This window comes from Paenibacillus sp. ALE3 (genome assembly GCF_054113405.1).
The window spans coordinates 555,328-578,953 of record NZ_CM134214.1 but is presented as its reverse complement, the minus strand read 5'-3'; the positions used below and the strand labels follow the sequence as shown (position 1 = coordinate 578,953).

The following is a 23,626-nucleotide window of genomic DNA, read 5'->3' as shown; positions in this document are numbered from 1 at the left end:
TTTACTTACTCCTTCCCGCTGTTGTTCAGCTTGCTTTTCAGTCTCGCCCACTCTTGTTCGAGCAGCGATCCACCGGTGTGAGCATCCCTTGTATACTCCTCACCCCGGCGCAATTCACGCAGACTCATCGTTTCTGCTTCCATATCAGCTACCCGGTCTTCCAAGCGGTTGAACATTCGGGGAACATTTCGTCCGCCGTATGTACCTGCCCGTTCGTTCATTTGCTGCTGGAGTCTCAACGTTTGTACACGTGCAGCATAATACTGACGCTTACTGTGTACCGTTTGGTATTCTGTTTTTAATGTATCCAGCTGTTGCTCCAATTCACGTAATGATTCACGGCTCTGCTCCCACAGTTCTCTATACTGCTCTTCTTTTTCTGCATACAGCATTTTTTCCTGAAGGGCTAGCTTTGCGACGTGTTCTTCATCTGCTTTCAAAGCCAGAAGCGCCTGTTCCTCCCGTTTGGCCTGCATGGACAATGCATGATCCAACTGCTGCTTCATTTGTCTTGTATGCACTGCATACTGCTGCTGAAGCTTTTCCGCTTCAGCGATTTCCTGACGGGTATTATATAGGAACTGGTCAATGAGTTGTACCGGATCTTGGCTTTGTTCCAAATGCTCATTGAAGGTTGCTACCGTAATATCACGCATTCTTCGAAAAACACTCATTGGCGTCTACTCCTTTCACAATTTCGTATTTTCATCATTTCTTGCTCTTTGCTTTCGTACATTATTCTTCATCATCAAACTGTCACATTCAGTAGCGACTTCTACGGTCACTCAGCATGGATACACCAAATATGATTAACCCGATTGCCAGCAGTGGTCCAATTAGCCAGGATAGCTTGCCCAGTAAAATCAGTACCCCGAGCACAAGCACGATCCAGCCGAAGAGTGCATTTCCTCTTTTCACACCGTAGTACCCCAGCATAACCATGGCTATCGGAATTAAGTAACCAATCAGATGTCCTACAAAGTGACCGAAAAACGGAGTAAACTTACCGAGCAGCATAATCGAACCCAACACGATCAGTACAATGGCTAACCCATTCCCTTTGTTAACTCTCATCATCTCTCACCGCCTTTCACTGTGTCTTGCTTATGTCCTTATTGTACGCTGACCTAGCGTTTGACAAAACGGACCCCAGACGGTTTTTGAACCTAGACCTAAGTCGGGGATGGATATAGACCTGCGGCTATCCTCCTCTATGCTGCTCTGCTGCAAGGGATGTTGAGTGCCGCTTTCCTGCATGCTTAGAGCGTAGTGAAAGGACGAGACAAGCAAATAAGGCTACCGCTGCAACCATATAAGGCATATTAATATGAACATCAAACAGCAGTCCCGCAATTAACGGTCCAATGACATTCCCCAAGCTGGTATAGGACGAGTTCATACCCGCTACAAACCCTTGCTCATCCCCAGCCTGCCGCGATAGAGAAGTGCTTACTGCCGGGCGAAGGATATCCATAGCCAGAAAAATGATAAAGGTCGTCAGCATAATCATCACGTACTGCTCGGCAAATAAAGTTAGGAAAATAAACAGTCCTCCGATAGCCAAGCAAAGGTGAATTACTTTTTTCTCACCAAAACGGTTAATGATCCAACCAAATATAGTTGCTTGCACAACTGCTCCCAAAATAGAGCCTGTCGTTATAATGATGGCAATATCCATCGGTGTAAAACCATATTTATGGTCAACAAACAGTCCAAATACCGTTTCAAAATTTGCCAATCCAAAAGCAACGACAAATACAATGAGCAAGCCCATGAAATACGGAGATTGATAGGACTTCGCAAATTGCTGTAAAAGGTTTTCTTTTTCACGCGGAAGCTCTCTATTGTACTGTTGCTTTTCCTTGCTCAAAGACTCCGGCAACACGAGCAGAGACAAAATAGCCGCTATCCCTGCAGCACCTGCCGCCGCAAAGAAGGGAATACGTATTCCATAGGCAGCAAGCAAACCGCCAATCCCTGGTCCAATTATGAAGCCTGTGTTAATCGCTGCATTAATCATCCCCATACCCCTGCCTCTTTCCTCAAATGAGGTCACATCAGCAACGTAGGCCATAATAGAAGGAGTAAGCAACGCTGCCCCTACCCCGCCCATGATTCGTGCAACAAACAAGGTAGGGACGGAACTCGCCAGTCCAAAAACAAGCTCTGACAGCATAAAAATGAACATCCCAGAAACAATCAACTTTTTACGTCCATAACGGTCAGACAATTTTCCTGACAGCGGTGATAATAAAAGTTGTGTCAACGCAAAAGCTGCAACCATCAGCCCCATTGAAGAACCGTTCATCCCTAGCTCGCTTATAAATTTAGGTAAAACAGGTACAACTAATCCAATCCCCATGAATGCTAAAAAAATGTTAAGCATCAATAACAGCATTGCTCCCCGATTTCTTGTCAGTATAGACATATTTCCACCCTTCCTTTTCAGAACACCTTTTATTTATCAATAGTTAATTTCAGTATCCCAACTTCAAAAACAAAAAAACTTTAATTGTTTTATTAGTTTTCACATAAAAAAATAGCCTCTTTTAATATGCACATATTATTAGGCTATTTTTGTTTTTCGACTAACCCAAATAACAATATATCTACAATGGAATAAGTTGCTTCCTCTACCGTCACACTGTTATCCAGAAAGAAACGCTGATCAAGCGTTAAATTTACTGAATCAATAATAAGCTTCATGATCAGAGCTTCATTTTTGTTCACAATAATTCCTTCTCGGATACCTTCCTGAATTAATGTTCTAATCGGAGACCAATCATTTAAATCAGCATGTACTCTTTTCCATTGCTCAGGATAATACTTTTTCATCTGGTCTAATATTCTTAAATCATAAAACTTATAATACAGCGGCATAACCCTAATCGACTGTTTGATCTTTTCTAACAAAGATAATTCATTGTTTTGGATAATTTGTTCTGTCTTTTGAATCATATCATCATTTGTACGCTCAATCAGTGTCTCTAAAATAAGCGTCTTAGATGAAAAATTCTCGTACAATGTACGCTTACTGATGGCAAGTCTTTTCGCAAGATCATCCATAGTAAATTTCAAGCCATTCTCATGAACTTCCTCTACAAAAGCTTCCAAAATTCTTTCCTGCATATGCATTCCTCATTTCTCTTACACTTAATAAACTATAAATGTTTTTTCAGTACCATCATCCTACTACAACTTCAAAGTCCCAGTCAAATATAAACCTAATTAAAAAGGATCTCTGCAAAGTTCTTATCTTCCACTCATCTGGATCCAAGTTAATCTTGTTGCCAAAGTTAAGAATACGAATAATAAAAAGGATGATAAAATGCATTAAAGCATTTTATCATCCTTCTATATATACCGGCGAGAGGACTCGAACCTCCACGGTTCCTCACCTCAACACCGAATAAAATCTTGATAATACCTTGTTTAATGAAGGTAAAAAAGCACTGCTCGTCGATTTCGACCCGCAAGGTAATCTGTCGATGTACTTTGGTATTGAGCAGCGGGATCAACTTCCGTCGCTATGGTCTGCGACAGGACTAACTCAGTTGCTCAGTATCAAGGAATTTAGAATACCTGTACAACTTCTTTAATATCATCAATTTCCTCAAGAATTGCGCGCTCAATAGCAACCTTTAACGTAATCGTAGCACTTGGGCAACCATTGCAAGCTCCCAAAAATCTTAATTTTGCTATACCGTTCTCAACTTCGACCAGTTCAGCATCTCCACCGTCACGCAGTAAGAAAGGACGTAGTTTGAGAAGAACTTCCGATACTTCATCGAACAAAACTCCATTTTCATCCATTATGTCAACTCCTCCCATTGTTTTACCAACCGTCAATTCAGACCTTTTTTCACCCTAGATCGTCTGAGTGATCCTTTGCTTTTTGCCTAAGAGTGACCTCTTGATCCGAAAGTTCCCTTATAAGCGTATGAATAGAGTCTAAAGGTATCATCACACCACAACTTGCGCTCAATCCTGACAGCATATGGAGGCAGAACTGAAGTTTTCGTATCTCTCGAGTAATTTGAGCTAGTTCTGAATCGTCCGAATTATTTTTCTTCATTACTAGCACCTCTTTAAAGAATGATAAAGGTTTGATCTATTAAATTAATGAATCAACCGATGCTTCCTTCCATCTCAAATTGAATCAACCGATTCATTTCAACGGCATATTCCATTGGCAATTCTTTGGTAAACGGTTCAATAAAGCCCATTACAATCATTTGTGTAGCATCTTGTTCTGTAAGTCCACGGCTCATTAAGTAAAACAATTGTTCCTCGGACACTTTGGATACTGTTGCCTCGTGCTCCAAAGTAATCTGATCGTTTTTAATTTCATTGTACGGAATCGTATCTGATGTTGACATGTTATCCAATATCAACGTATCGCACTTAATATTGGACTTGGACCCTGCGGAATCGCGGCTGAAGCTGGACAACCCTCGGTAGTTTACTTTTCCGCCCTGCTTGCTGATGGATTTGGATATAATCGTAGATGTTGTCTCGGGAGCAAGGTGAATTACCTTCGCGCCGGCATCTTGATGCTGATCTTTACCGGCTACGGCAATAGACAGGATGGCCCCCTTGGCTCCCCGTCCTTTCAATAATACTGCCGGATACTTCATTGTTACCTTGGAGCCGATGTTGCCGTCCACCCATTCCATTGTGGCATTTTCTTCTACCACAGCCCTTTGGGTTACCAAGTTGTAGATATTAGGAGCCCAATTCTGAATGGTCGTGTAACGGACACGGGAATCTTTCCGGCAAATAATTTCAATAACTCCACTATGCAGGGAACTGGTACTATAAATAGGTGCTGTACATCCTTCAACATAATGGACAAAGCTGCCCTCTTCGGCAATAATTAATGTCCGCTCGAATTGACCCATATTTTCAGAATTAATACGGAAATAACCTTGTATCGGAACCTCGCACTGAACACCCTTCGGAATGTATACAAAGCTACCGCCTGACCAAACCGCACTATTAAGCGCCGCAAATTTATTGTCGGCGGGAGGGATGATCGTTCCAAAATATTGCTTAAACACTTCGGGGTATTGCTTTAATGCAGTATCCGTATCAAGGAAAATAACACCCTGATCCTCCAGTTCCTTCTGCATGCTGTGATATACCACTTCCGATTCATATTGAGCGGATACGCCCGCCAGGAACTTTTGCTCCGCTTCAGGGATGCCCAGCTTGTCAAAGGTTGCTTTGATCTCGGAAGGAACCTCCTCCCAGGTCTTTCCTTGTTTTTCAGAAGGGCGAACGTAATACTGGATGTCATCAAGACTAAGCCCGGTCAAATCCGCTCCCCATTCAGGCATCGGCATTTTGTAGAATTGATTCAAAGCTTTCAACCGAAAATTGAGCATCCACTCCGGCTCTTCCTTGATCCGGGAAATTTCCCGGACAATCTCTTCCGTCAGACCTTTTCCAGATTGAAAAATAGACTGGTGCTTGTCGCGAAACCCATATTTATATTCGCCCATATCTAGTGCTTTTTTTGCCATTAGTATCACTCCTTTTTAACCTTTCAAGATTCATTTTGATTTGCTATGATCTGCCGAGTTTGCTTTCCACTAAATCTTTTAGGCGACTGCGAACACCTTCCAGCGGGATCTCCGAAATGACAGGAGCGAGAAATCCAAAAATAACAAGATGTTCGGCTTCACTCCGTGATATCCCGCGCGACATCAGATAATAGATTTGCTCTGCATTTACTTGCCCCACGGATGCAGCATGCCCCGCGGTTACATCATCCTCATCTATCAGCAGGATCGGATTGGCATCGCCGCGAGCTTTAGGACTTAGCATAAGCACGCGTTCTGTTTGCTGACCATCACAATGGGTTGCACCTTTTTCAATCTTTGTAATGCCGTTGATAATGGCCGTAGCTTCTTCAAGCATGACTGCACGCGTAATCATCTGGCTTACCGAGCTTCTGCCAAAATGCTGAGCTTGAGTTGTATAGCTCGATTTTTGATTGCCCGTGCCAATAGCAATCACCTTATTGTCGGAGACCGCCCCGTTGCCTTGTAGCAAAGTCTTGGTATCGCTGGCGGTATAACCATTGTTCATCTCACCGATAATCCATTCCACACCCCCATCAGCAAGGACGACCGCCCGTCGCTGGGTGAAATCTGTTGTAGTTGCAGCAAGCTGATGAACCGAAGCTACTTGCACCTTTGAGCCCGCCCCCGCGAAGACCTCCGTCACACCGTTATGCAATACCTTGACATCATCACGACTCGATACACAATTATCCACATAAGTAATCTTGCTGTTGCTCCCTGCCACAATTAAGACGTGAGGAGCAAAACACACACCGCTTGTATCGTTAATAAAGATCGCTTGAATAGGTGCTTCAACCTCTACACCGTCTGGGACATATAGAAAAACGCCACCACTCCATAAGGCACTGTGTGCAGCAGATAAACGATGTTCTTCTGGCTTCACTGCCTGAAAGAGATAACGTTGAACCAGCTCCTCGTGCTCATTTGCCGCAGTATGCAAATCCGTTAAAATGACTCCCTGGGCGGCTAAGCTCTCGGACAATTTCGTATACACTACATCCGAGTTGAACTGAACGATTAGTCCACCTTTCACCGGAGAAGCAACCAAACCTCGAACAACCTCCGGCGCTTCCTCCAAACTAGACCACGCATTCTCAGCTTTGTAATCTCCACTTTCGTAGATATCCCATTTTTCAAGATTGATTTTCTCCACTTTAGGCAACTCCAGCGTCCCTGCCAGTTCGAGTGCGTGAACGCGGCGTTCAATCAGCCAACGAGGTTCATCCTTAGCGCTTGACCATGCGCGTAAATCGTTTACATTCATTGAAGCTCTAGCTTGTATATCCACGTGCTGTTCCTCCTTTCCGGCTTTTAAGCTTCCCTTACCGTCTCATCCGTAATCCCAAGTTCCTCCTTCACCCAATCGTACCCTTCAGCCTCCAAACGGTGGGCAAGCTCCGGACCGCCAGATTTAACTATCCGGCCTTGCATCATGACATGCACAAAATCCGGGGTAATATAATTCAACAGTCGTTGATAATGGGTGATGATTAAAAAGCCTCTATCTGGGCTGCGCATCTCATTTACGCCATTGGCCACAATACGCAGTGCATCAATATCAAGCCCTGAGTCCACTTCATCCAGGATCACAAACTTGGGTTCAAGCAGCATCATTTGCAAAATCTCATTCCGCTTTTTTTCACCGCCAGAGAATCCCTCATTCAAATAACGATGCATAAATTCCGGGTTCATCTCCAGCCCCTTCATTTTGCTCTCCATTTCACGGATAAAACGTATTAAGGATATCTCATCGCCTTCTTCACGCCGTGCATTGATGGCAGTTCTGAGAAAATCCGAGTTGGTCACGCCAGCAATTTCACTTGGGTATTGCATAGCGAGGAACAAGCCTGCCTGGGCACGCTCATCCACCTCCATCTCCAGAAGGTCTTCATTGTCCAATGTCACCTTACCGCCAGTAACCTCATATTTGGGATGGCCCATTAGAGCTGAAGCCAATGTACTTTTTCCTGTCCCATTAGGCCCCATAATCGCATGAATCTCTCCGCCATGAATCTCCAGTGTGAGCCCTTTTAAAATTTCTTTCCCTTCAATCTTGGATCTTAATTTCTCAATCTTTAATGTCGTCATTTATCGTAAACTTCCCTTCGGAGTATTCTTCGGCACGCGCCACCAAATCACTCATAAATTTTCCAATAGTCTGCAGCTCAACCTCTGAATAGGATTCAATGAATTGGTAAAACCTTTCTTCTTTTTCTTTGTGCAGTTTTTTATGCAAATGATAAACATGTCTTCCCTTATCCGTTAAACTAAAGTAAATCTCCTTACGATTGCTGTTCAGTCGACTTCTCATAATGAAGCCCATTTCCAGCAGCTTTGCACTAATTTTAGTAATGCTAGCTTTGGACAACCCCATCTTCTCCACAATCCCGGTATGATTTATCGGTTCATAATCACCAATGCAATCAATAACGTGTACACTAGTAATATTGTTGGAGAGCATGTCAATCTGGTACTTTCTGGCCTGTTGCCGAAACGAGTTAATTTCTTGTTCAGTATACAGCTCATTCAGATGTAGCATTTTAATATATTGCTCGTAAAGATGACCTTTAAAATGATTTTGAAACTCCAATTTCCCAATCTCCCCTCTCTTGTAGTAGTTGCAGATCAAGTTCAGTGTCACCATTAGATTATATTTTGTTCACTAGTAAACAAAATCATATTAACACAATTGATATTGATAATCAATATCAATTGTGTTAAATGTGACGCAATTTTGGAGGCGTTTTTCATGGGTTTGTTGTCATGGTCATCGGCCTTATGCTGTTTTTTGACTAGGGCACGTCCCAGAAATGGTCTTGAATACCTCTGATCAATCCTGCTTTGCGAGGATTGATCAATGGAACCCATTCGGCAGCACCCGGATGGTTCTGGTAACCGTGGCCTATTGAACGTCCTGGTACACCTGCCACAGACCGGGGTCGCTATCGTAAAAAGAGGACAAAGGTGGTGCTTGGCCGAGCTGTTTTAAAGCCGTATCGCCGCGTTTGAGTACGCTATCGTGAGCATGTATGTCAATGAATAATCCATCAGTTACCTGTGTCTGGATATGTTATGGGGTCAAAGAGTATAGCAAAAACTATGGTTTTTGCTGGTGAATCCTAACAGGCGATGCTCCATTCTAGCCAGCACCGATCTGACACTGGAGGCGATCTAGATCATCGAACTTTATACCGTCCGCTTCAAAATCAAACACCTTCTGGGCGCTAAAGCAATCCATCGGCGGATTCAGCTACCACTTTTGTAGCAAATCCATTCCGAAGCTCAACCGGTATTTGAAAAAGGATCGGGTTCACCCTCTGGGGTTGTTGGAAGAGGAGAAAGCACAACGGGACATCCGCCTAACTGTAAAGATGAGAATGGTAAACGATAACCAAAATGGATCCCTACGGGGCTTAAGATAAAAGGAACCAAGAAAAGAACCGAAATCTTGCTTCAGGAAGCCAGGAAGAATTATCATATGGAAGGACAAGCACTCGCGGTTGAAAACGAAGATATGCGTAAGAGTAAAAGCAGCTACTCCATTCGTTAATAGCAAAAGGCTGTTCGCAGACTTTATGCTTCGATGGCTAGAGATGATGAAAAACAGCATCGGGCTTATCTCCTATATCTCCTATTCCGACACTGTAAAAGGCCACGTAGATCCTTTTTCCGAGAGAAAGGGATGTATTGCTTGATGATTTAACTACAGAGGATTTTCAGAACTTGTATACCCATGAAATGAATGTGCAAGGTGTCAGCGCCAATACCGTTATTCATTATCACGCGAACATTTGCAGCCCTTCAGTATGCCATGAAAATAAAGCTGATTGTGGCGAATCTCCCTGACTTAGTTGAAAGCCCAAAAAAGAACAATTACGTCGTGAGCTTCTACAATGCCGAGGAGCTGAATCAACTCCTCGCAGTAATCCGAGGCGAAAGAATTGACCTTTCCGTTATCCTGGCTGCCTTTTATGGGCTAAGCCGAAGCGAGGTCCTAGGATTAAAATGGACGGCTATTGATTTATTGAATTGGACTATTAATATTAAACATACCGCCACATCGGGCAGTTAGAATAGTAGATATATTGAACTTGAAAAGGACCGAACCAAGAATAAAGCCAGTCGCCATATACTGCTACTGATGGACACGTTCTATGAGCTTCTGATTCGTATGAAGGAATAACAGGAATTCTATCGCTTATCTTCTGACAATTCTTATTGTCTTGAATACCTGGAGTATATTTATATAGATGTATTAGGGGTAAGCATGAAAGAAGTTCAGGAATGGTTAGGCCACAGCGATTATCCAACAACGGCAAATATTTATTCGCATATGGAATACAACTCATTCAGCTCAAACAATGAGTGGGGTACTAAAGCTCAAATAAAAAAGCTCACTAGAGAATGTCTCTAATGAACTCTTTTAGTTAATACCGGCGAGAGGACTCGAACCTCCACGGTTTCCCACTCGATTTTGAGTCGAGCGCGTCTGCCATTCCGCCACGCCGGCATATTTAATTATGGAGGCGCCACCCAGATTTGAACTGGGGAATAAAGCTTTTGCAGAGCTTTGCCTTACCACTTGGCTATGGCGCCAGAGTATAAAAAGCGGACGACGGGAATCGAACCCGCGACCCTCGCCTTGGCAAGGCGATGCTCTACCGCTGAGCCACGTCCGCATAAGATGGCTGGGGATATAGGATTTGAACCTATGCATGACGGAGTCAAAGTCCGTTGCCTTACCGCTTGGCTAATCCCCAATAAGAAAGGGCGGCCGATGGGGCTTGAACCCACGAATGCCGGAGTCACAGTCCGGTGCGTTAACCACTTCGCCACGACCGCCACAGGAAAAGAAGTAATTGGCAGGGGCAGCAGGAATTGAACCCACACCAACGGTTTTGGAGACCGTTGTTCTACCTTTAAACTATGCCCCTATAAAACTGGTGGAGGATGATGGATTCGAACCACCGAACCCGTAAGGGAGCAGATTTACAGTCTGATGCGTTTGGCCACTTCGCTAATCCTCCAAAATGGTGCCGGCGAGAGGACTTGAACCCCCAACCTACTGATTACAAGTCAGTTGCTCTACCAATTGAGCTACACCGGCACAAAAACTATTCAATTAAAAGTGGCTCGGGACGGAATCGAACCGCCGACACGAGGATTTTCAGTCCTCTGCTCTACCGACTGAGCTACCGAGCCTTACAATAAGACCCTTTATCAATTAATACATTAATAATGGCGGAACTGACGGGATTCGAACCCGCGATCTCCTGCGTGACAGGCAGGCATGTTAGGCCTCTACACCACAGTTCCATAATAAATTTAAATTGGTTGCGGGGGCAGGATTTGAACCTGCGACCTTCGGGTTATGAGCCCGACGAGCTACCGAACTGCTCCACCCCGCGACAGTAATAAGTATTTATTTTAAAATGGTGGAGGCTGAGGGGATCGAACCCCCGACCCTCTGCTTGTAAGGCAGATGCTCTCCCAGCTGAGCTAAGCCTCCCCAACGGAACACTTCTCGTATTATACCATAACAAACTTTTTAATGCAACTTTTTTTTTTTTTTTTTTTATGACCCGTAGGGGATTCGAACCCCTGTTACCTCCGTGAAAGGGAGGTGTCTTAACCCCTTGACCAACGGGCCATGCTATAGAATAATTCTGGCGGAGAGAGAGGGATTCGAACCCTCGAGACGCTTTTGGCGCCTACACGATTTCCAATCGTGCTCCTTCGGCCAACTCGGACACCTCTCCATATGGCTCCCCGAACAGGACTCGAACCTGTGACAACTCGATTAACAGTCGAGTGCTCTACCAACTGAGCTATCAGGGAACATTAACACTTGTTTCAAGGTTACACCTTGAAAACTGGATCCGAAACTTCCTTGCGTCTTATCTTTAGGATAAGCCCTCGACCGATTAGTATTGGTCAGCTCCATGCATTGCTGCACTTCCACCCCCAACCTATCTACCTCGTCGTCTTCAAGGGGTCTTACTAATTGGGAAATCTCATCTTGAGGGGGGCTTCACGCTTAGATGCTTTCAGCGCTTATCCCTTCCGTACATAGCTACCCAGCGGTGCTCCTGGCGGAACAACTGGTACACCAGCGGTACGTCCATCCCGGTCCTCTCGTACTAAGGACAGCTCCTCTCAAATTTCCTACGCCCACGACAGATAGGGACCGAACTGTCTCACGACGTTCTGAACCCAGCTCGCGTACCGCTTTAATGGGCGAACAGCCCAACCCTTGGGACCTACTTCAGCCCCAGGATGCGATGAGCCGACATCGAGGTGCCAAACCTCCCCGTCGATGTGGACTCTTGGGGGAGATAAGCCTGTTATCCCCAGGGTAGCTTTTATCCGTTGAGCGATGGCCCTTCCATGCGGTACCACCGGATCACTAAGCCCGACTTTCGTCCCTGCTCGACTTGTAGGTCTCGCAGTCAAGCTCCCTTCTGCCTTTGCACTCTTCGAATGATTTCCAACCATTCTGAGGGAACCTTGGGGCGCCTCCGTTACTCTTTAGGAGGCGACCGCCCCAGTCAAACTGCCCACCTGACACTGTCCTCGTACCGGATCACGGTACCAAGTTAGAACCTAGATACGATCAGGGTGGTATCCCAAGGATGCCTCCCCTCAAGCTGGCGCTCAAAGTTCTACGGCTCCCACCTATCCTGTACAGATCGTACCCAAATTCAATATCAAGCTGCAGTAAAGCTCCATGGGGTCTTTCCGTCTTGTCGCGGGTAACCTGCATCTTCACAGGTATTAAAATTTCACCGGATCTCTCGTTGAGACAGCGCCCAAGTCGTTACGCCATTCGTGCGGGTCAGAATTTACCTGACAAGGAATTTCGCTACCTTAGGACCGTTATAGTTACGGCCGCCGTTTACTGGGGCTTCGGTTCATAGCTTCGCTCTTGCGAGCTTACCACTCCCCTTAACCTTCCAGCACCGGGCAGGCGTCAGCCCGTATACTTCGCCTTGCGGCTTCGCACAGACCTGTGTTTTTGCTAAACAGTCGCTTGGGCCTTTTCACTGCGGCCCCCTCGGGCTATTCACCCTACCGAGGCACCCCTTCTCCCGAAGTTACGGGGTCATTTTGCCGAGTTCCTTAACGAGAGTTCTTCCGCGCGCCTTAGAATTCTCTTCTCGCCTACCTGTGTCGGTTTGCGGTACGGGCACCTTCTCCTGGCTAGAGGCTTTTCTTGGCAGTCTGAGATCATGACCTTCGCTACTATAATTTTCGCTCCCCATCACAGCCCAGCCTTAACGATGTGCGGATTTGCCTACACATCAGCCTCACTGCTTAGACGGACATCCATCAGTCCGCGTCACTACCCTACTGCGTCACCCCATTGCTCATAACGGATTACGGTGGTACAGGAATTTCTACCTGTTGTCCTTCGACTACGCCTATCGGCCTCGCCTTAGGTCCCGACTTACCCTGAGCGGACGAACCTTCCTCAGGAACCCTTAGGCTTTCGGCGGATCTGATTCTCACAGATCTTTTCGTTACTCATACCGGCATTCTCACTTGAATGCAGTCCAGCGCTCCTTCCGGTACACCTTCAACCCGCATTCAACGCTCCCCTACCCCTGATGCAAATGCATCAAGCCATAGCTTCGGTGGTGTGTTTAGCCCCGTTACATTTTCGGCGCAGAGTCACTCGACCAGTGAGCTATTACGCACTCTTTCAATGGTGGCTGCTTCTAAGCCAACATCCTGGTTGTCTGTGCAACTCCACATCCTTTCCCACTTAACACACACTTGGGGACCTTAGCTGATGGTCTGGGCTGTTTCCCTTTCGACAATGGATCTTAGCACTCACTGTCTGACTCCCGGAACTAAATCTATGGCATTCGGAGTTTGACTGAGCTTGGTAACCCTTGCGGGCCCCGCACCCAATCAGTGCTCTACCTCCACGATTCTTCTTTCCGAGGCTAGCCCTAAAGCTATTTCGGGGAGAACCAGCTATCTCCGGGTTCGATTGGAATTTCTCCGCTACCCCCACCTCATCCCCGCATTTTTCAACATGCGTGGGTTCGGGCCTCCAGTGCGTGTTACCGCACCTTCACCCTGGACAGGGGTAGATCACCCGGTTTCGGGTCTACGTCCACGTACTCATTCGCCCTATTCAGACTCGCTTTCGCTGCGGCTTCAGCTCTTCACCTTAACCTTGCACGGGAACGTAACTCGCCGGTTCATTCTACAAAAGGCACGCCATCACCCCTAGATCGGGCTCTGACTTCTTGTAAGCACACGGTTTCAGGATCTATTTCACTCCCCTTCCGGGGTGCTTTTCACCTTTCCCTCACGGTACTGCTTCACTATCGGTCGCCAGGGAGTATTTAGCCTTGGCAGATGGTCCTGCCGGATTCATACGGGGTTTCACGTGCCCCGCACTACTCGGGATCCGTCTCGGAGGGAACAAGTTTTGAATTACAGGGCTTTTACCTTCTCTGGCGGGCCTTTCCAGACCTCTTCATCTAACCGGTTCCTTTGTAACTCCATGTGAGACGTCCCACAACCCCAAGGAGCAAGCTCCTTGGTTTGGGCTAATCCGCGTTCGCTCGCCGCTACTGACGGAATCACTATTGTTTTCTCTTCCTCAGGGTACTTAGATGTTTCAGTTCCCCTGGTCTGCCTCTCACTCACCTATGAATTCAGTGAGTAGTGACTGTCGATGAAGACAGCCGGGTTTCCCCATTCGGACATCCCCGGATCAAAGCTTGCTTACAGCTCCCCGAGGCTTTATCGTTGTTCGCCACGTCCTTCGTCGGCTCCTGGCGCCTAGGCATCCTCCGTGTGCTCTTTGTAGCTTAACCTAGACTTTTCTTTCGCAGAAAGAAAATGTCGATGTTCAATAAGAAAATGATTTTTGCTATAAGCAAAATATCTTCCCTTATCTGCTACCTTTATTTCACTTGTTTACACAAGATCAGCTTAAAGGAATATTCTAAAACGCAATTTCGTTTCGGTATCCAGTTTTCAAGGTGCAATTCGAGAGTTTGAACTCTCAAAACTGAGCAACGAGTGAGTAAGTTTGAAGCTTACGCTTCATATTTGAATGTTTCCATTGCAGGAAACGATTCTCCATAGAAAGGAGGTGATCCAGCCGCACCTTCCGATACGGCTACCTTGTTACGACTTCACCCCAATCATCTACCCCACCTTCGGCGGCTGGCTCCTTGCGGTTACCTCACCGACTTCGGGTGTTGTAAACTCTCGTGGTGTGACGGGCGGTGTGTACAAGACCCGGGAACGTATTCACCGCGGCATGCTGATCCGCGATTACTAGCAATTCCGACTTCATGTAGGCGAGTTGCAGCCTACAATCCGAACTGAGACCGGCTTTTCTAGGATTGGCTCCACCTCGCGGCTTCGCTTCCCGTTGTACCGGCCATTGTAGTACGTGTGTAGCCCAGGTCATAAGGGGCATGATGATTTGACGTCATCCCCACCTTCCTCCGGTTTGTCACCGGCAGTCTGCTTAGAGTGCCCAGCTTGACCTGCTGGCAACTAAGCATAAGGGTTGCGCTCGTTGCGGGACTTAACCCAACATCTCACGACACGAGCTGACGACAACCATGCACCACCTGTCTCCTCTGTCCCGAAGGAAAGGTCTATCTCTAGACCGGTCAGAGGGATGTCAAGACCTGGTAAGGTTCTTCGCGTTGCTTCGAATTAAACCACATACTCCACTGCTTGTGCGGGTCCCCGTCAATTCCTTTGAGTTTCAGTCTTGCGACCGTACTCCCCAGGCGGAATGCTTAATGTGTTAACTTCGGCACCAAGGGTATCGAAACCCCTAACACCTAGCATTCATCGTTTACGGCGTGGACTACCAGGGTATCTAATCCTGTTTGCTCCCCACGCTTTCGCGCCTCAGCGTCAGTTACAGCCCAGAGAGTCGCCTTCGCCACTGGTGTTCCTCCACATCTCTACGCATTTCACCGCTACACGTGGAATTCCACTCTCCTCTTCTGCACTCAAGCTCCCCAGTTTCCAGTGCGACCCGAAGTTGAGCCTCGGGATTAAACACCAGACTTAAAGAGCCGCCTGCGCGCGCTTTACGCCCAATAATTCCGGACAACGCTTGCCCCCTACGTATTACCGCGGCTGCTGGCACGTAGTTAGCCGGGGCTTTCTTCTCAGGTACCGTCACTCTTGTAGCAGTTACTCTACAAGACGTTCTTCCCTGGCAACAGAGCTTTACGATCCGAAAACCTTCATCACTCACGCGGCGTTGCTCCGTCAGGCTTTCGCCCATTGCGGAAGATTCCCTACTGCTGCCTCCCGTAGGAGTCTGGGCCGTGTCTCAGTCCCAGTGTGGCCGATCACCCTCTCAGGTCGGCTACGCATCGTCGCCTTGGTAGGCCATTACCCCACCAACTAGCTAATGCGCCGCAGGCCCATCCACAAGTGACAGATTGCTCCGCCTTTCCTCCTTATCCCATGCAGGAAAAGGATGTATCGGGTATTAGCTACCGTTTCCGGTAGTTATCCCTGTCTTGTGGGCAGGTTGCCTACGTGTTACTCACCCGTCCGCCGCTAGGTTATGTAGAAGCAAGCTTCTAAATAACCCCGCTCGACTTGCATGTATTAGGCACGCCGCCAGCGTTCGTCCTGAGCCAGGATCAAACTCTCCATTAAAGACCAAACGAAGTTGGTTATAGAAAGAGCGATTAGCTCATTTTGAAACTGACGAGATAAAATATCTCATTGTTGATTTTGCGAACAAAATCAATTTACTCACTCGTTGTTCAGTTTTCAAAGATCAAAACTTCATTCTTTCTTACTTTGTTTCACCACCGCGTCTCAGCAGCGACTTAAATAATGTAACACACAACCTCATTTTTCGTCAAGCATTTTTTTAAAATTTATTTTCTTGCTTGATGCAACACCTTTTATCCTGCTTTAGACAGTTCTAAATTATTCATGTTGCTTAATGGGGCGAGTTATAACTTAGCACATATTTTACATACTCGTCAAGCTAAAATAATCATTTGTTTATTTTCATTTCCTGTAAATTCTAAATCGCGCAAGAAAAAAGGAAGAATAGATCGTTTATCGACCTTTCTTCCTGATTAATTAACCTCCGCTCATCAAAGAAGGGAGTAGCGCAGTTCACGATTTTGTCCGCGATCCCTAAATTCACCGATGGCTGATTCTCTAATAAGTGAACGATAAACCAGTTTACGGAGCACGACGGTAAGATCTAATTGTAGATTTTTTAACTCAGGATGATTCATAAGTTCATCTATAGACCAAGGTTCCCGTCTGCTGCCTAATATACGGAATAGCGGAGAGGAGCAGTTCTCCATTTTTGACATGACTGAAAATTCACAAGCAAGCAGTACCAGTTCAACCCGTTGCTCCAGAGTCTCCGTACTTAATGTGAGCTCGTTATACAGCTTCTCAATTGTTCGATCCAGCGGCTGCATCTGAACCCATAAGTGAACCTTCGGATAAATCCCACGTTCAATGAGTTCAATAGACGCCCAATGATCCAGTGCCTTCAGGACACTTTGATAAGCGTCAATGATTCGCCCTTCTCGCACTGCTTTCTTACCTTGAACGTAATTGACCAGAAAGCGCGAGAACTCATGAAATCGCTTCTGCTCCCGCAGTGGATCGTCAAATTCAATAATTTCCTGCCTTAAAAGACGCACCCTGTCATCCCGTTCCCAGACAATACGACCTTCTAGAACATAATCTATAATGTTGGCTTGTTCACCTGCGATAATCCAACCCTTCAGACAACTAAGCGTTGTGTACAACACTTGGCATTTTAATCCATTAATATATAAGTGTTGAATAGATCGAACTGGCTCCCGGCCTTCTCCAATAATTAGAATGAGTTCATCAAAGTCGTACAACATTGAACCATGAAAATATTCTCCTGGCTTTCTGTACGAAATAACACCTATTGAATCTTCCTGCAACAATTCATCATGCATCAGGTTTAATTTGGTTAGCTGCACTTCATCCTCCATACCTGCAAGGCGGCTATAACCGCTAAATTGGATATTTGGATACATGTGATCATTTCTACATAAATAAGAGACTTCCTTCTTCAATTGTATAAATTTTTATCTTATTTAATTATTTCTTTCAGTGTTATCCAAGCGTTTTTATCTGCAAAGCTTCGACTCCACACACCAATTCCACCCAAGTTCAGTGATTGGGCAAGTTCTACTCTTGCTTTCAGGGATATCTGATCCTCTAGCCAAATCTTTTTGACCACACCGTCTTCGGTATACTCCACATAATTCTGACCTTCGGAAGCTCTAAATTTGGGTTTCAACTTAAATTGGGCTACGATTTCCGCCGCTGACTCCATACCAATTGATTTGGAGGTGACCTTAATCTTCCCTTCTTTGGGAGTCTCGGACCAAACACGAGTATATAACGGAATACCTAAAATCACTTTTTGAGGCGGCACTACGTCTTCCTGAAGAATGCGCTTAATTGACGTTTCTGTCCATGGCAACGAGGCGACCGAACCGGCTTTTGGACTAGCTGCCCAATGCTCATCATACGCCATTACCATGAGATAATCAGTAATCGCGCCCAATGATTTCCGATCCAAGAAGGCAGACCACATCTCACTTTGAGATTTAGGAGTAACATCAATGGACAGTATCAAATCATGTTCCCGAGCCATCGGTTTAAGTTCCCGTAAAAATTGGGTGACATTGGGACCATCCTTTGTATGAACATTTTCAAAGTCAATATTAATACCGTCCAGATCATTTTCTTGGGCAAGTGAAATCATCTGATCTACAATCGACTTTCGACGTTCAAAGGTAGATAGTGCCTCTGTTGTTAATTCGGGATTAAAGCTGTTGCTCAACAAGCCCCATACCTCTATTCCCTTACGATGTGCCCAGCTGACATATGCAGGGTCCGCCTTGCTTTCTACAGTACCCTCATGATCAACGACGCTGAACCATGTAGGGCTCACCACATTTACTCCAGGCATAGGATCAAATTTGGAAGGATCCGGCCTACGATTATAGACGGCTTCCCAAGCGAGATTCACAGGTTTACCCTGCCAATGCTTCTCCGAGATTGACAAATCGTCCTTAACCGAAGGTATCACAAGTTCTTCTCCTTCAGAGATACAGTCTGACTTAATGTATCCTGCATAACCATTGTCTAACTGCACAAAATACCAATCGCCCTGTTGAGACCAGATGCGTACTTTCGTCTGCTGTGATACATCTGCCAAAATAAAGGATAGACTAGAGGCTTCTTTACGCAAAGCTATCCTAGCATCCTGTTGCCCATCTTTCTTTTCTACACCACCTAGCCTGACCTTCTCTCCGGCTTTCATCAGAATGACGGCACCTGTTACAGGGTCTTCGTGGATGGATATACCATATACTTCACGTACAGCCTCAATGGGGACATACACCTCTCCACTGATTATCTGAGGAGCAGCGCTAGACGTATATGTTTTACCATTCAGTTCGCCTTGTGTCTTTGAAACATTCATATGGAGCAAGCTTTGTCTCGTTGCCATAATGACGGTTTGGCTGTCATCCTCATAACGAATTGTAGGGTCTATTTGACCTTGTATCAATTTAAGCGGCATCAGCATGTTCTTACCGGAGCTTTGAGCTTCATATCCGGTTAACTTGCCCTTCATAAAAATAGGTCGGACACTCCCCTGCCAATCGGGTTTCTCGTGAAGAGGATTACCGTACCATACGACAGTAATTGCACATATAATCGCTGCGATTAATAGCAGGCTTGCCGCTCCTTTGAATCGAGAACGTTTACGGCGGCGTCTGGAATAATTTCTGGCCAATATGGAACCTCCATTGTAAGAAATTTTGATTTCTGTATTTTGTAACTTTAACAGATTACTTGAAACAAAAAACAAAGTGATTCAAACAAAAAAACGCGGTAAATCCCCACTTATGGGGAATTCCTCACGTTTCCAATCCATTACAATATATACATACCGCACAAAAAACTTCTATTCCTTGTTTCGTTACGATTGTTTGTTACTACAAGCCTTGCATACTCCGTGTAACTCCATACGATGTCCATGCACCTCGAAGCCAGTTTCCAACGCGGCATGGCGTTCCACATCTGCCAAATACGGATAACTGAAATCTTCAATCTTTCCGCATATTTCGCAAATGATGTGATAGTGCTCCGAAATATTGGCATCATAACGACTGGCGTTATCTCCATAGGTCAACTCATGTACCATACCCGCTTCTATAAACATCTTTAAGTTATTATAAACCGTAGCCACACTCATACTTGGAAACTTGGACTCAAGCGCACGATATATTTCATCTGCAGTCGGATGCCCCATAGATTCCATTAAATAGTTTAATATGGCATGGCGCTGGGGTGTTATGCGTACACCTGTCTTCTTCAGAAGTTCCAAAGCATGCTGGACGCGTGCTGCCATATATGTCCACCGCCTTATCCCTTACTTGCAATCCTATCAATTACCACGCATCTATTTACAATTCACTTCTAAAGCTATTCACATTGTACGGTCTACTCAAGATTCTTGTCAACGCGCCGTATTGTCCCTGGATGTTCCTATAGAAGTATCGTTCACAGGAACTTTAGTCTCATCTGGAGAAATTCCAGTTGCATCAGGCACAGTCGATCCCCCAGAATCATCCAAGTCAGGTAACGACGGCATCAGCAACTTTTTAATGGTTAAATTGCTGTTACCCTCTACGCTAATCACATATCTGCCATCTCCGTTTTGGCCTGAAATGCTTTTACTGTCTATTTTAAACGGAAAATCAGACTGAAGATTACCATAACTGCTTGAACCCTCTAACTGAAAATCTCCATTCGATGGAAGATCCAATACGATATCACCGACAGCACTGTATATTTTCCAATCTCCACCTACCTGCTCGCTATGCACTTTGATAGCGCCATTAAGCGAATTTGCATTCAGCTTGGCTGTAGAATTCAGCACATTCATGTCACCATTTTGAGTATCGACGGTAATATCCCCTTCCGAACGAGCGACCTGAATGTCACCTACCATAGTGTGGAGTGACAAGGCACCTTCAATATCCCCTGCCTGCATATCGCCACGGTTCGTGCGTACATCCACATCTCCGGAAATCCGATGCAATCTAATCTGACCGTTCAGGGTGCCTCCTTTGACATTACCGATAGCGTCATTAACTGTGAGATTCCCATTACCACTCTCAAGCCGGATGCTGTCGATAGCGTCTACTCCATTCAAGGTAATATTCCCGTTGGAGGTTCTAATCTGCATGTTGAACCGCCGATCCTCTGGTACGGTGATCAATATGTTCATACGAGGCTGACGTTTACTTGATGCTCCGTATGACTGTACCTCTGGACGAATCTGGATGGTCTTGCCGTCGGTAGAAGTCAGTGAAGAAGCTTGAGCAATCTTGTCCGCTTCGGCAGCAGGCGCTTGATCCACCCATAGAGTCCCACGTACCTCTATATTGGATACCGGCCGTCTGATCAGTGTTATATCTCCATTCACTGAATCAACTACTAAATCGGACGTTTGCATAGTTACCGGTACCAGCACACCGCCCATATCATACCGATTCTCTTTAGCCTGGCTAAAATCCATAGAGGCCGATGTCAGATTGAGACTAACCCGGTTCCACAGGTACATATAATGGTTTTGCTGGGTCACGATAAAAACCGAAGCAGCCACTACCAAAGCGGACAGAATCCCCTTTAAGTCAGGTCTAAAACGTCGTCCGTTGTCAGGCTTGCCCTCTTTGCGATAATACACACCAAAAAAAATCAGATACTCCAGTCCCCAAAGTACAAAAATTACAGGCCACCACACAAGGAGCTGAAGCATATATTCCTTGTTCTGAAGCACATCTACAATCAGCAAAATGCCTACAGCCATCAACAGAAGCGAAGAGGTGTAGCGGCCGACTCTTATTTTGCGGTGCACGCCTGCTTCACCCTCTTTCTTTCAACTTTTTACGTTTAAAGGATAGAAAGGCTTCCCTTAGAAAAAGGAATAAACCGATCATCATTAATATAATGGCCAGCGTCAGAAATCCATAATCTTCAAAGAAAATGCTTAACCAGCGAGGTTTCATGCGGAACAGAATCATAAGTCCACCGCCTGCCACCAGTAGCACTGCAAAAGCAAAACCTCTTTCCCATGCATAAAAAGGACTGCTTTGCTGACCTCTAGCATCCATTCGTGCATATTGATCCGGCTTGCGCCGATAACGAACCATGTAATCCGCTGACTGTAGTACATCATATACATTATAAAAATATAATACGGGTATGAACAATCCAAGCAAAATAAGTAATGGGATGTTAATCCTCAATCCATCTGAGGAAACATACAGCATCGCAAAAATATCTAGCAGGAGCAATACAATAAATGTAAGCCCCCTAATAAGTAGTCCTAAAAAAAGATGTCCCATTCCAGGTATCAGTGCTGCCATGATAATGGCAATTACTTTGCGAAATTTAGCGTATTGCAGACGCCCCCGCTGTTTCTGTCCATGTGGCTGTTCAGCCTGTCCGGACTCTCCCGACGGTAACGGTTGTTCCGAGTTCATGCCATCCTCCCCTTTGAATTCCATACGTAGCTCCGCTGAAAAATGCTTTGATGGTTACATAGTACCCCAATCAGATTTGATAGTAACTGTAAAAAAAAGGGTTATGTTCACTCAACAGAGACTGCAGCTATATCTTCCCATTGTCGTAAATCAGCTGCAATACGTACCGCATTAAAGTCATGTCGGGCCAGCACCTCTAGGGAAACCTCCATACTCTGACGATCCGGATGCAATTCATGAAATGGAACATGTTCATGTTCTTTAATCATAATTTTACGTATTTCCACTTTTTCTTGCTCTAAATAAGTCGAAATTTGATCGAGCAATCCGTGAGAGGACAATCCGTACAGTGTAATAAGATGAGGCTTGCGTCCACGCATATACCGAAGTTCTAATTTGTTGAACACCCATAAATTTAAAAATACGAGCACCGTTGCTGCTATAGAAGGTAAATAGAAGCCTGCTCCCACCCCAAGGCCAATGGCAGCTACGACCCAAATGGAAGCAGCCGTCGTGAGTCCAGTAATGGATTTACCTGTGAACATAATTGTACCTGCCCCCAAAAAGCCTACGCCAGTAATCACCGCCGTAGCCAAACGAGCTGGATCTATACGCACATTAGCTTCTTTAATAAAATCAGCAAAGCCGTAAATGGAGAGCAGCATAATCAGCGTCGAACCAAGACTGACCATAATGTGAGTCCGCAAACCAGCAGCGTGATTGGAACGTTCTCGCTCAAAGCCAATGAATCCACCGAGTAGCATGGACAGTAATAGCCGTAAAATGATATGTGAATCATCTATAATCCACGGATTATTCATTCGAGTCTCTCCTCCCGGTTGTGTCGTGCTTCCTTGTCCGGGCACGCGGTTTGTGAGTATTATTCCACGTTATGCAAATGGTAGGTGGTTAATTCCACACCTGGGGCCACTTCTGCCGCGGAAACGGGTCGAAAACCATGTTTTCGATAAAGTGTCACTGCAGGAGTGTTTAAAGTTCCTGTGGTGACGATAAACAGCGGGACATTCTGATACTCATTCAAAACATGCTTCATTAAGGAGTCCGCAATCCCTTTGCGAAAATGATCTGGATGAACCATCATACGTGTAAGGGTAAGCGAACCAGACGATTCAGACTGCACAGCTAGCGCTCCTAGCAGTTCATCATCCTCCAACCACCCATAAAAAGACTCTCCACAGCTTCTAAGTGTCTCCAATGTATCCATCAGTGGAGGAATCTCATCAAATCCAATCAGTTCAGCTTCCAGTCTATAAGCGACGTGCTGAAGACGCCATATCTGACTGACAATATCATCATCTTCCAATGAACATAGGGTAACCATGCTGTTTGCCCTCCTAAGGAAACTATAATATGTCATTACGATTCTGATACTTGTTCGATGCCCATACGTTCTCTGCACTTATGCAAAAGAGGCCTGTCCCTAAAAGACAAGCC

Annotated in this window: 18 protein-coding genes, 15 tRNA genes, 2 rRNA genes and 1 pseudogene; 3 read left to right on the top strand and 33 right to left on the bottom strand. The window is 45.5% G+C overall.

Going from position 1 to position 23,626, the window contains the following annotated elements:
• Nucleotides 1-5: 5 nt before the first annotated feature.
• The 4 genes from ACXHJ2_RS02600 to ACXHJ2_RS02585 all read right to left on the bottom strand — a co-directional run bounded on the left by ACXHJ2_RS02600 (nucleotide 6) and on the right by ACXHJ2_RS02585 (nucleotide 3,129).
• Nucleotides 6-674, bottom strand: coding sequence for a PspA/IM30 family protein (locus ACXHJ2_RS02600; protein ID WP_040102898.1), 669 nt, complete (start codon nucleotides 672-674; stop codon nucleotides 6-8).
• Nucleotides 675-762: 88 nt separating this feature from the next.
• Nucleotides 763-1,074, bottom strand: a complete 312-nt coding sequence (locus tag ACXHJ2_RS02595) for a LiaF transmembrane domain-containing protein (RefSeq protein WP_016324716.1) — start codon at nucleotides 1,072-1,074, stop codon at nucleotides 763-765.
• A gap of 127 nt (nucleotides 1,075-1,201) precedes the next feature.
• On the bottom strand, nucleotides 1,202-2,428 hold the full coding sequence (locus tag ACXHJ2_RS02590; RefSeq protein ID WP_165083760.1) for an MFS transporter: 1,227 nt from the start codon (nucleotides 2,426-2,428) through the stop codon (nucleotides 1,202-1,204).
• 143 nt (nucleotides 2,429-2,571) lie between these two features.
• A complete protein-coding gene (locus ACXHJ2_RS02585; protein WP_016819928.1) occupies nucleotides 2,572-3,129 on the bottom strand; it encodes a TetR/AcrR family transcriptional regulator in 558 nt (185 codons plus the stop codon).
• Nucleotides 3,130-3,425: 296 nt separating this feature from the next.
• Between ACXHJ2_RS02585 and ACXHJ2_RS02580 the strand changes: the two are divergent.
• Nucleotides 3,426-3,599, top strand: a pseudogene (locus tag ACXHJ2_RS02580) (ParA family protein); the annotation flags it as partial.
• Here ACXHJ2_RS02580 and ACXHJ2_RS02575 read toward each other — a convergent pair.
• The 5 genes from ACXHJ2_RS02575 to ACXHJ2_RS02555 all read right to left on the bottom strand — a co-directional run bounded on the left by ACXHJ2_RS02575 (nucleotide 3,574) and on the right by ACXHJ2_RS02555 (nucleotide 8,178).
• Nucleotides 3,574-3,813, bottom strand: coding sequence for a NifU family protein (locus ACXHJ2_RS02575; RefSeq protein ID WP_013373004.1), 240 nt, complete (start codon nucleotides 3,811-3,813; stop codon nucleotides 3,574-3,576). The pseudogene ACXHJ2_RS02580 and the gene ACXHJ2_RS02575 overlap by 26 nt on opposite strands.
• 314 nt (nucleotides 3,814-4,127) lie before the next feature.
• Complete coding sequence (gene sufB / locus ACXHJ2_RS02570; protein WP_165083762.1) at nucleotides 4,128-5,525, bottom strand: Fe-S cluster assembly protein SufB; 1,398 nt, start codon at nucleotides 5,523-5,525, stop codon at nucleotides 4,128-4,130.
• 43 nt (nucleotides 5,526-5,568) lie between these two features.
• Nucleotides 5,569-6,852, bottom strand: a complete 1,284-nt coding sequence (gene sufD, locus ACXHJ2_RS02565; protein WP_165083772.1) for a Fe-S cluster assembly protein SufD — start codon at nucleotides 6,850-6,852, stop codon at nucleotides 5,569-5,571.
• Between the two features lie 47 nt (nucleotides 6,853-6,899).
• Nucleotides 6,900-7,676 carry a Fe-S cluster assembly ATPase SufC gene (sufC, locus tag ACXHJ2_RS02560; protein WP_165083764.1) on the bottom strand — a complete coding sequence of 259 codons (777 nt, stop codon included), beginning with the start codon at nucleotides 7,674-7,676 and terminating at the stop codon, nucleotides 6,900-6,902.
• Complete coding sequence (locus ACXHJ2_RS02555) at nucleotides 7,657-8,178, bottom strand: MarR family transcriptional regulator (RefSeq protein ID WP_165083766.1); 522 nt, start codon at nucleotides 8,176-8,178, stop codon at nucleotides 7,657-7,659. Before ACXHJ2_RS02555 ends, sufC begins: the two co-directional genes overlap by 20 nt.
• A gap of 267 nt (nucleotides 8,179-8,445) precedes the next feature.
• Here ACXHJ2_RS02555 and ACXHJ2_RS02550 point away from each other — a divergent pair, with 267 nt between their 5' ends.
• Both ACXHJ2_RS02550 and ACXHJ2_RS02545 read left to right on the top strand, forming a co-directional pair.
• The gene (locus ACXHJ2_RS02550) at nucleotides 8,446-8,577 is read left to right on the top strand and encodes a hypothetical protein (protein WP_274597496.1); all 132 of its coding nucleotides are present in this window, start codon (nucleotides 8,446-8,448) and stop codon (nucleotides 8,575-8,577) included.
• Between the two features lie 762 nt (nucleotides 8,578-9,339).
• Nucleotides 9,340-9,660, top strand: a complete 321-nt coding sequence (locus tag ACXHJ2_RS02545; RefSeq protein ID WP_238791129.1) for a site-specific integrase — start codon at nucleotides 9,340-9,342, stop codon at nucleotides 9,658-9,660.
• A gap of 359 nt (nucleotides 9,661-10,019) precedes the next feature.
• On the opposite strand, the gene ACXHJ2_RS02540 is transcribed toward ACXHJ2_RS02545, so the two are convergent.
• The 24 genes from ACXHJ2_RS02540 to ACXHJ2_RS02425 form a co-directional block, all read right to left on the bottom strand.
• Nucleotides 10,020-10,098 (bottom strand) — tRNA-Leu (locus ACXHJ2_RS02540).
• 11 nt (nucleotides 10,099-10,109) lie between these two features.
• Nucleotides 10,110-10,184, bottom strand: a tRNA-Cys gene (locus ACXHJ2_RS02535).
• An 11-nt stretch (nucleotides 10,185-10,195) separates the two neighbouring features.
• Nucleotides 10,196-10,267 (bottom strand) — tRNA-Gly (locus ACXHJ2_RS02530).
• 6 nt (nucleotides 10,268-10,273) lie between these two features.
• Nucleotides 10,274-10,348 (bottom strand) — tRNA-Gln (locus ACXHJ2_RS02525).
• A gap of 9 nt (nucleotides 10,349-10,357) precedes the next feature.
• Nucleotides 10,358-10,430, bottom strand: a tRNA-His gene (locus ACXHJ2_RS02520).
• A gap of 18 nt (nucleotides 10,431-10,448) precedes the next feature.
• Nucleotides 10,449-10,522 (bottom strand) — tRNA-Trp (locus ACXHJ2_RS02515).
• Between the two features lie 7 nt (nucleotides 10,523-10,529).
• Nucleotides 10,530-10,615 (bottom strand) — tRNA-Tyr (locus ACXHJ2_RS02510).
• 4 nt (nucleotides 10,616-10,619) lie between these two features.
• Nucleotides 10,620-10,695: transfer RNA gene (locus ACXHJ2_RS02505), tRNA-Thr, on the bottom strand.
• 22 nt (nucleotides 10,696-10,717) lie between these two features.
• Nucleotides 10,718-10,790, bottom strand: a tRNA-Phe gene (locus ACXHJ2_RS02500).
• Between the two features lie 37 nt (nucleotides 10,791-10,827).
• Nucleotides 10,828-10,904 (bottom strand) — tRNA-Asp (locus ACXHJ2_RS02495).
• 15 nt (nucleotides 10,905-10,919) lie between these two features.
• A tRNA-Met gene (locus ACXHJ2_RS02490) sits at nucleotides 10,920-10,996 on the bottom strand.
• A 25-nt stretch (nucleotides 10,997-11,021) separates the two neighbouring features.
• Nucleotides 11,022-11,097, bottom strand: a tRNA-Val gene (locus ACXHJ2_RS02485).
• Between the two features lie 69 nt (nucleotides 11,098-11,166).
• A tRNA-Glu gene (locus ACXHJ2_RS02480) sits at nucleotides 11,167-11,238 on the bottom strand.
• Between the two features lie 17 nt (nucleotides 11,239-11,255).
• Nucleotides 11,256-11,347, bottom strand: a tRNA-Ser gene (locus ACXHJ2_RS02475).
• A 3-nt stretch (nucleotides 11,348-11,350) separates the two neighbouring features.
• A tRNA-Asn gene (locus ACXHJ2_RS02470) sits at nucleotides 11,351-11,426 on the bottom strand.
• 66 nt (nucleotides 11,427-11,492) lie between these two features.
• A 23S ribosomal RNA gene (locus tag ACXHJ2_RS02465) occupies nucleotides 11,493-14,422 on the bottom strand.
• A 274-nt stretch (nucleotides 14,423-14,696) separates the two neighbouring features.
• Nucleotides 14,697-16,250 (bottom strand): 16S ribosomal RNA (locus ACXHJ2_RS02460).
• The 16S and 23S rRNA genes sit together here with 15 tRNA genes alongside, the layout of an rRNA operon.
• Nucleotides 16,251-16,702: 452 nt before the next feature.
• Nucleotides 16,703-17,638, bottom strand: a complete 936-nt coding sequence (locus tag ACXHJ2_RS02455) for a nucleotidyltransferase-like protein (RefSeq protein ID WP_165082473.1) — start codon at nucleotides 17,636-17,638, stop codon at nucleotides 16,703-16,705.
• A 56-nt stretch (nucleotides 17,639-17,694) separates the two neighbouring features.
• Nucleotides 17,695-19,413, bottom strand: a complete 1,719-nt coding sequence (locus ACXHJ2_RS02450) for a glycosyl hydrolase family 18 protein (RefSeq protein ID WP_165082475.1) — start codon at nucleotides 19,411-19,413, stop codon at nucleotides 17,695-17,697.
• 186 nt (nucleotides 19,414-19,599) lie between these two features.
• The gene (locus ACXHJ2_RS02445) at nucleotides 19,600-20,031 is read right to left on the bottom strand and encodes a Fur family transcriptional regulator (RefSeq protein WP_165082477.1); all 432 of its coding nucleotides are present in this window, start codon (nucleotides 20,029-20,031) and stop codon (nucleotides 19,600-19,602) included.
• 108 nt (nucleotides 20,032-20,139) lie between these two features.
• Nucleotides 20,140-21,543: a DUF4097 family beta strand repeat-containing protein gene (locus ACXHJ2_RS02440; protein ID WP_165082479.1), complete on the bottom strand. Its 1,404-nt coding sequence runs from the start codon at nucleotides 21,541-21,543 to the stop codon at nucleotides 20,140-20,142.
• A gap of 7 nt (nucleotides 21,544-21,550) precedes the next feature.
• Nucleotides 21,551-22,195, bottom strand: coding sequence for a hypothetical protein (locus ACXHJ2_RS02435; RefSeq protein WP_165082480.1), 645 nt, complete (start codon nucleotides 22,193-22,195; stop codon nucleotides 21,551-21,553).
• An 83-nt stretch (nucleotides 22,196-22,278) separates the two neighbouring features.
• A complete protein-coding gene (locus ACXHJ2_RS02430; protein ID WP_025675440.1) occupies nucleotides 22,279-22,992 on the bottom strand; it encodes an MgtC/SapB family protein in 714 nt (237 codons plus the stop codon).
• 59 nt (nucleotides 22,993-23,051) lie between these two features.
• On the bottom strand, nucleotides 23,052-23,513 hold the full coding sequence (locus ACXHJ2_RS02425; RefSeq protein ID WP_013373019.1) for a GNAT family N-acetyltransferase: 462 nt from the start codon (nucleotides 23,511-23,513) through the stop codon (nucleotides 23,052-23,054).
• Between the last annotated feature and the right edge of the window lie 113 nt (nucleotides 23,514-23,626).

Excerpts from the sequence above, each read along its gene's own strand:
- ACXHJ2_RS02575 (WP_013373004.1), bottom strand. The coding sequence starts at position 3,813 with ATGGATGAAAATGGAGTTTTGTTCGATGAAGTATCGGAAGTTCTTCTC.
- ACXHJ2_RS02590 (WP_165083760.1), bottom strand. The coding sequence starts at position 2,428 with ATGTCTATACTGACAAGAAATCGGGGAGCAATGCTGTTATTGATGCTT.
- ACXHJ2_RS02585 (WP_016819928.1), bottom strand. The coding sequence starts at position 3,129 with ATGCAGGAAAGAATTTTGGAAGCTTTTGTAGAGGAAGTTCATGAGAAT.
- ACXHJ2_RS02425 (WP_013373019.1), bottom strand. The coding sequence starts at position 23,513 with ATGGTTACCCTATGTTCATTGGAAGATGATGATATTGTCAGTCAGATA.
- ACXHJ2_RS02550 (WP_274597496.1), top strand. The coding sequence starts at position 8,446 with ATGGAACCCATTCGGCAGCACCCGGATGGTTCTGGTAACCGTGGCCTA.
- ACXHJ2_RS02455 (WP_165082473.1), bottom strand. The coding sequence starts at position 17,638 with ATGTATCCAAATATCCAATTTAGCGGTTATAGCCGCCTTGCAGGTATG.
- ACXHJ2_RS02435 (WP_165082480.1), bottom strand. The coding sequence starts at position 22,195 with ATGGAATTCAAAGGGGAGGATGGCATGAACTCGGAACAACCGTTACCG.
- ACXHJ2_RS02445 (WP_165082477.1), bottom strand. The coding sequence starts at position 20,031 with ATGGCAGCACGCGTCCAGCATGCTTTGGAACTTCTGAAGAAGACAGGT.
- ACXHJ2_RS02600 (WP_040102898.1), bottom strand. The coding sequence starts at position 674 with ATGAGTGTTTTTCGAAGAATGCGTGATATTACGGTAGCAACCTTCAAT.
- sufB (WP_165083762.1), bottom strand. The coding sequence starts at position 5,525 with ATGGCAAAAAAAGCACTAGATATGGGCGAATATAAATATGGGTTTCGC.
- ACXHJ2_RS02430 (WP_025675440.1), bottom strand. The coding sequence starts at position 22,992 with ATGAATAATCCGTGGATTATAGATGATTCACATATCATTTTACGGCTA.
- sufD (WP_165083772.1), bottom strand. The coding sequence starts at position 6,852 with ATGAATGTAAACGATTTACGCGCATGGTCAAGCGCTAAGGATGAACCT.
- ACXHJ2_RS02595 (WP_016324716.1), bottom strand. The coding sequence starts at position 1,074 with ATGAGAGTTAACAAAGGGAATGGGTTAGCCATTGTACTGATCGTGTTG.
- sufC (WP_165083764.1), bottom strand. The coding sequence starts at position 7,676 with ATGACGACATTAAAGATTGAGAAATTAAGATCCAAGATTGAAGGGAAA.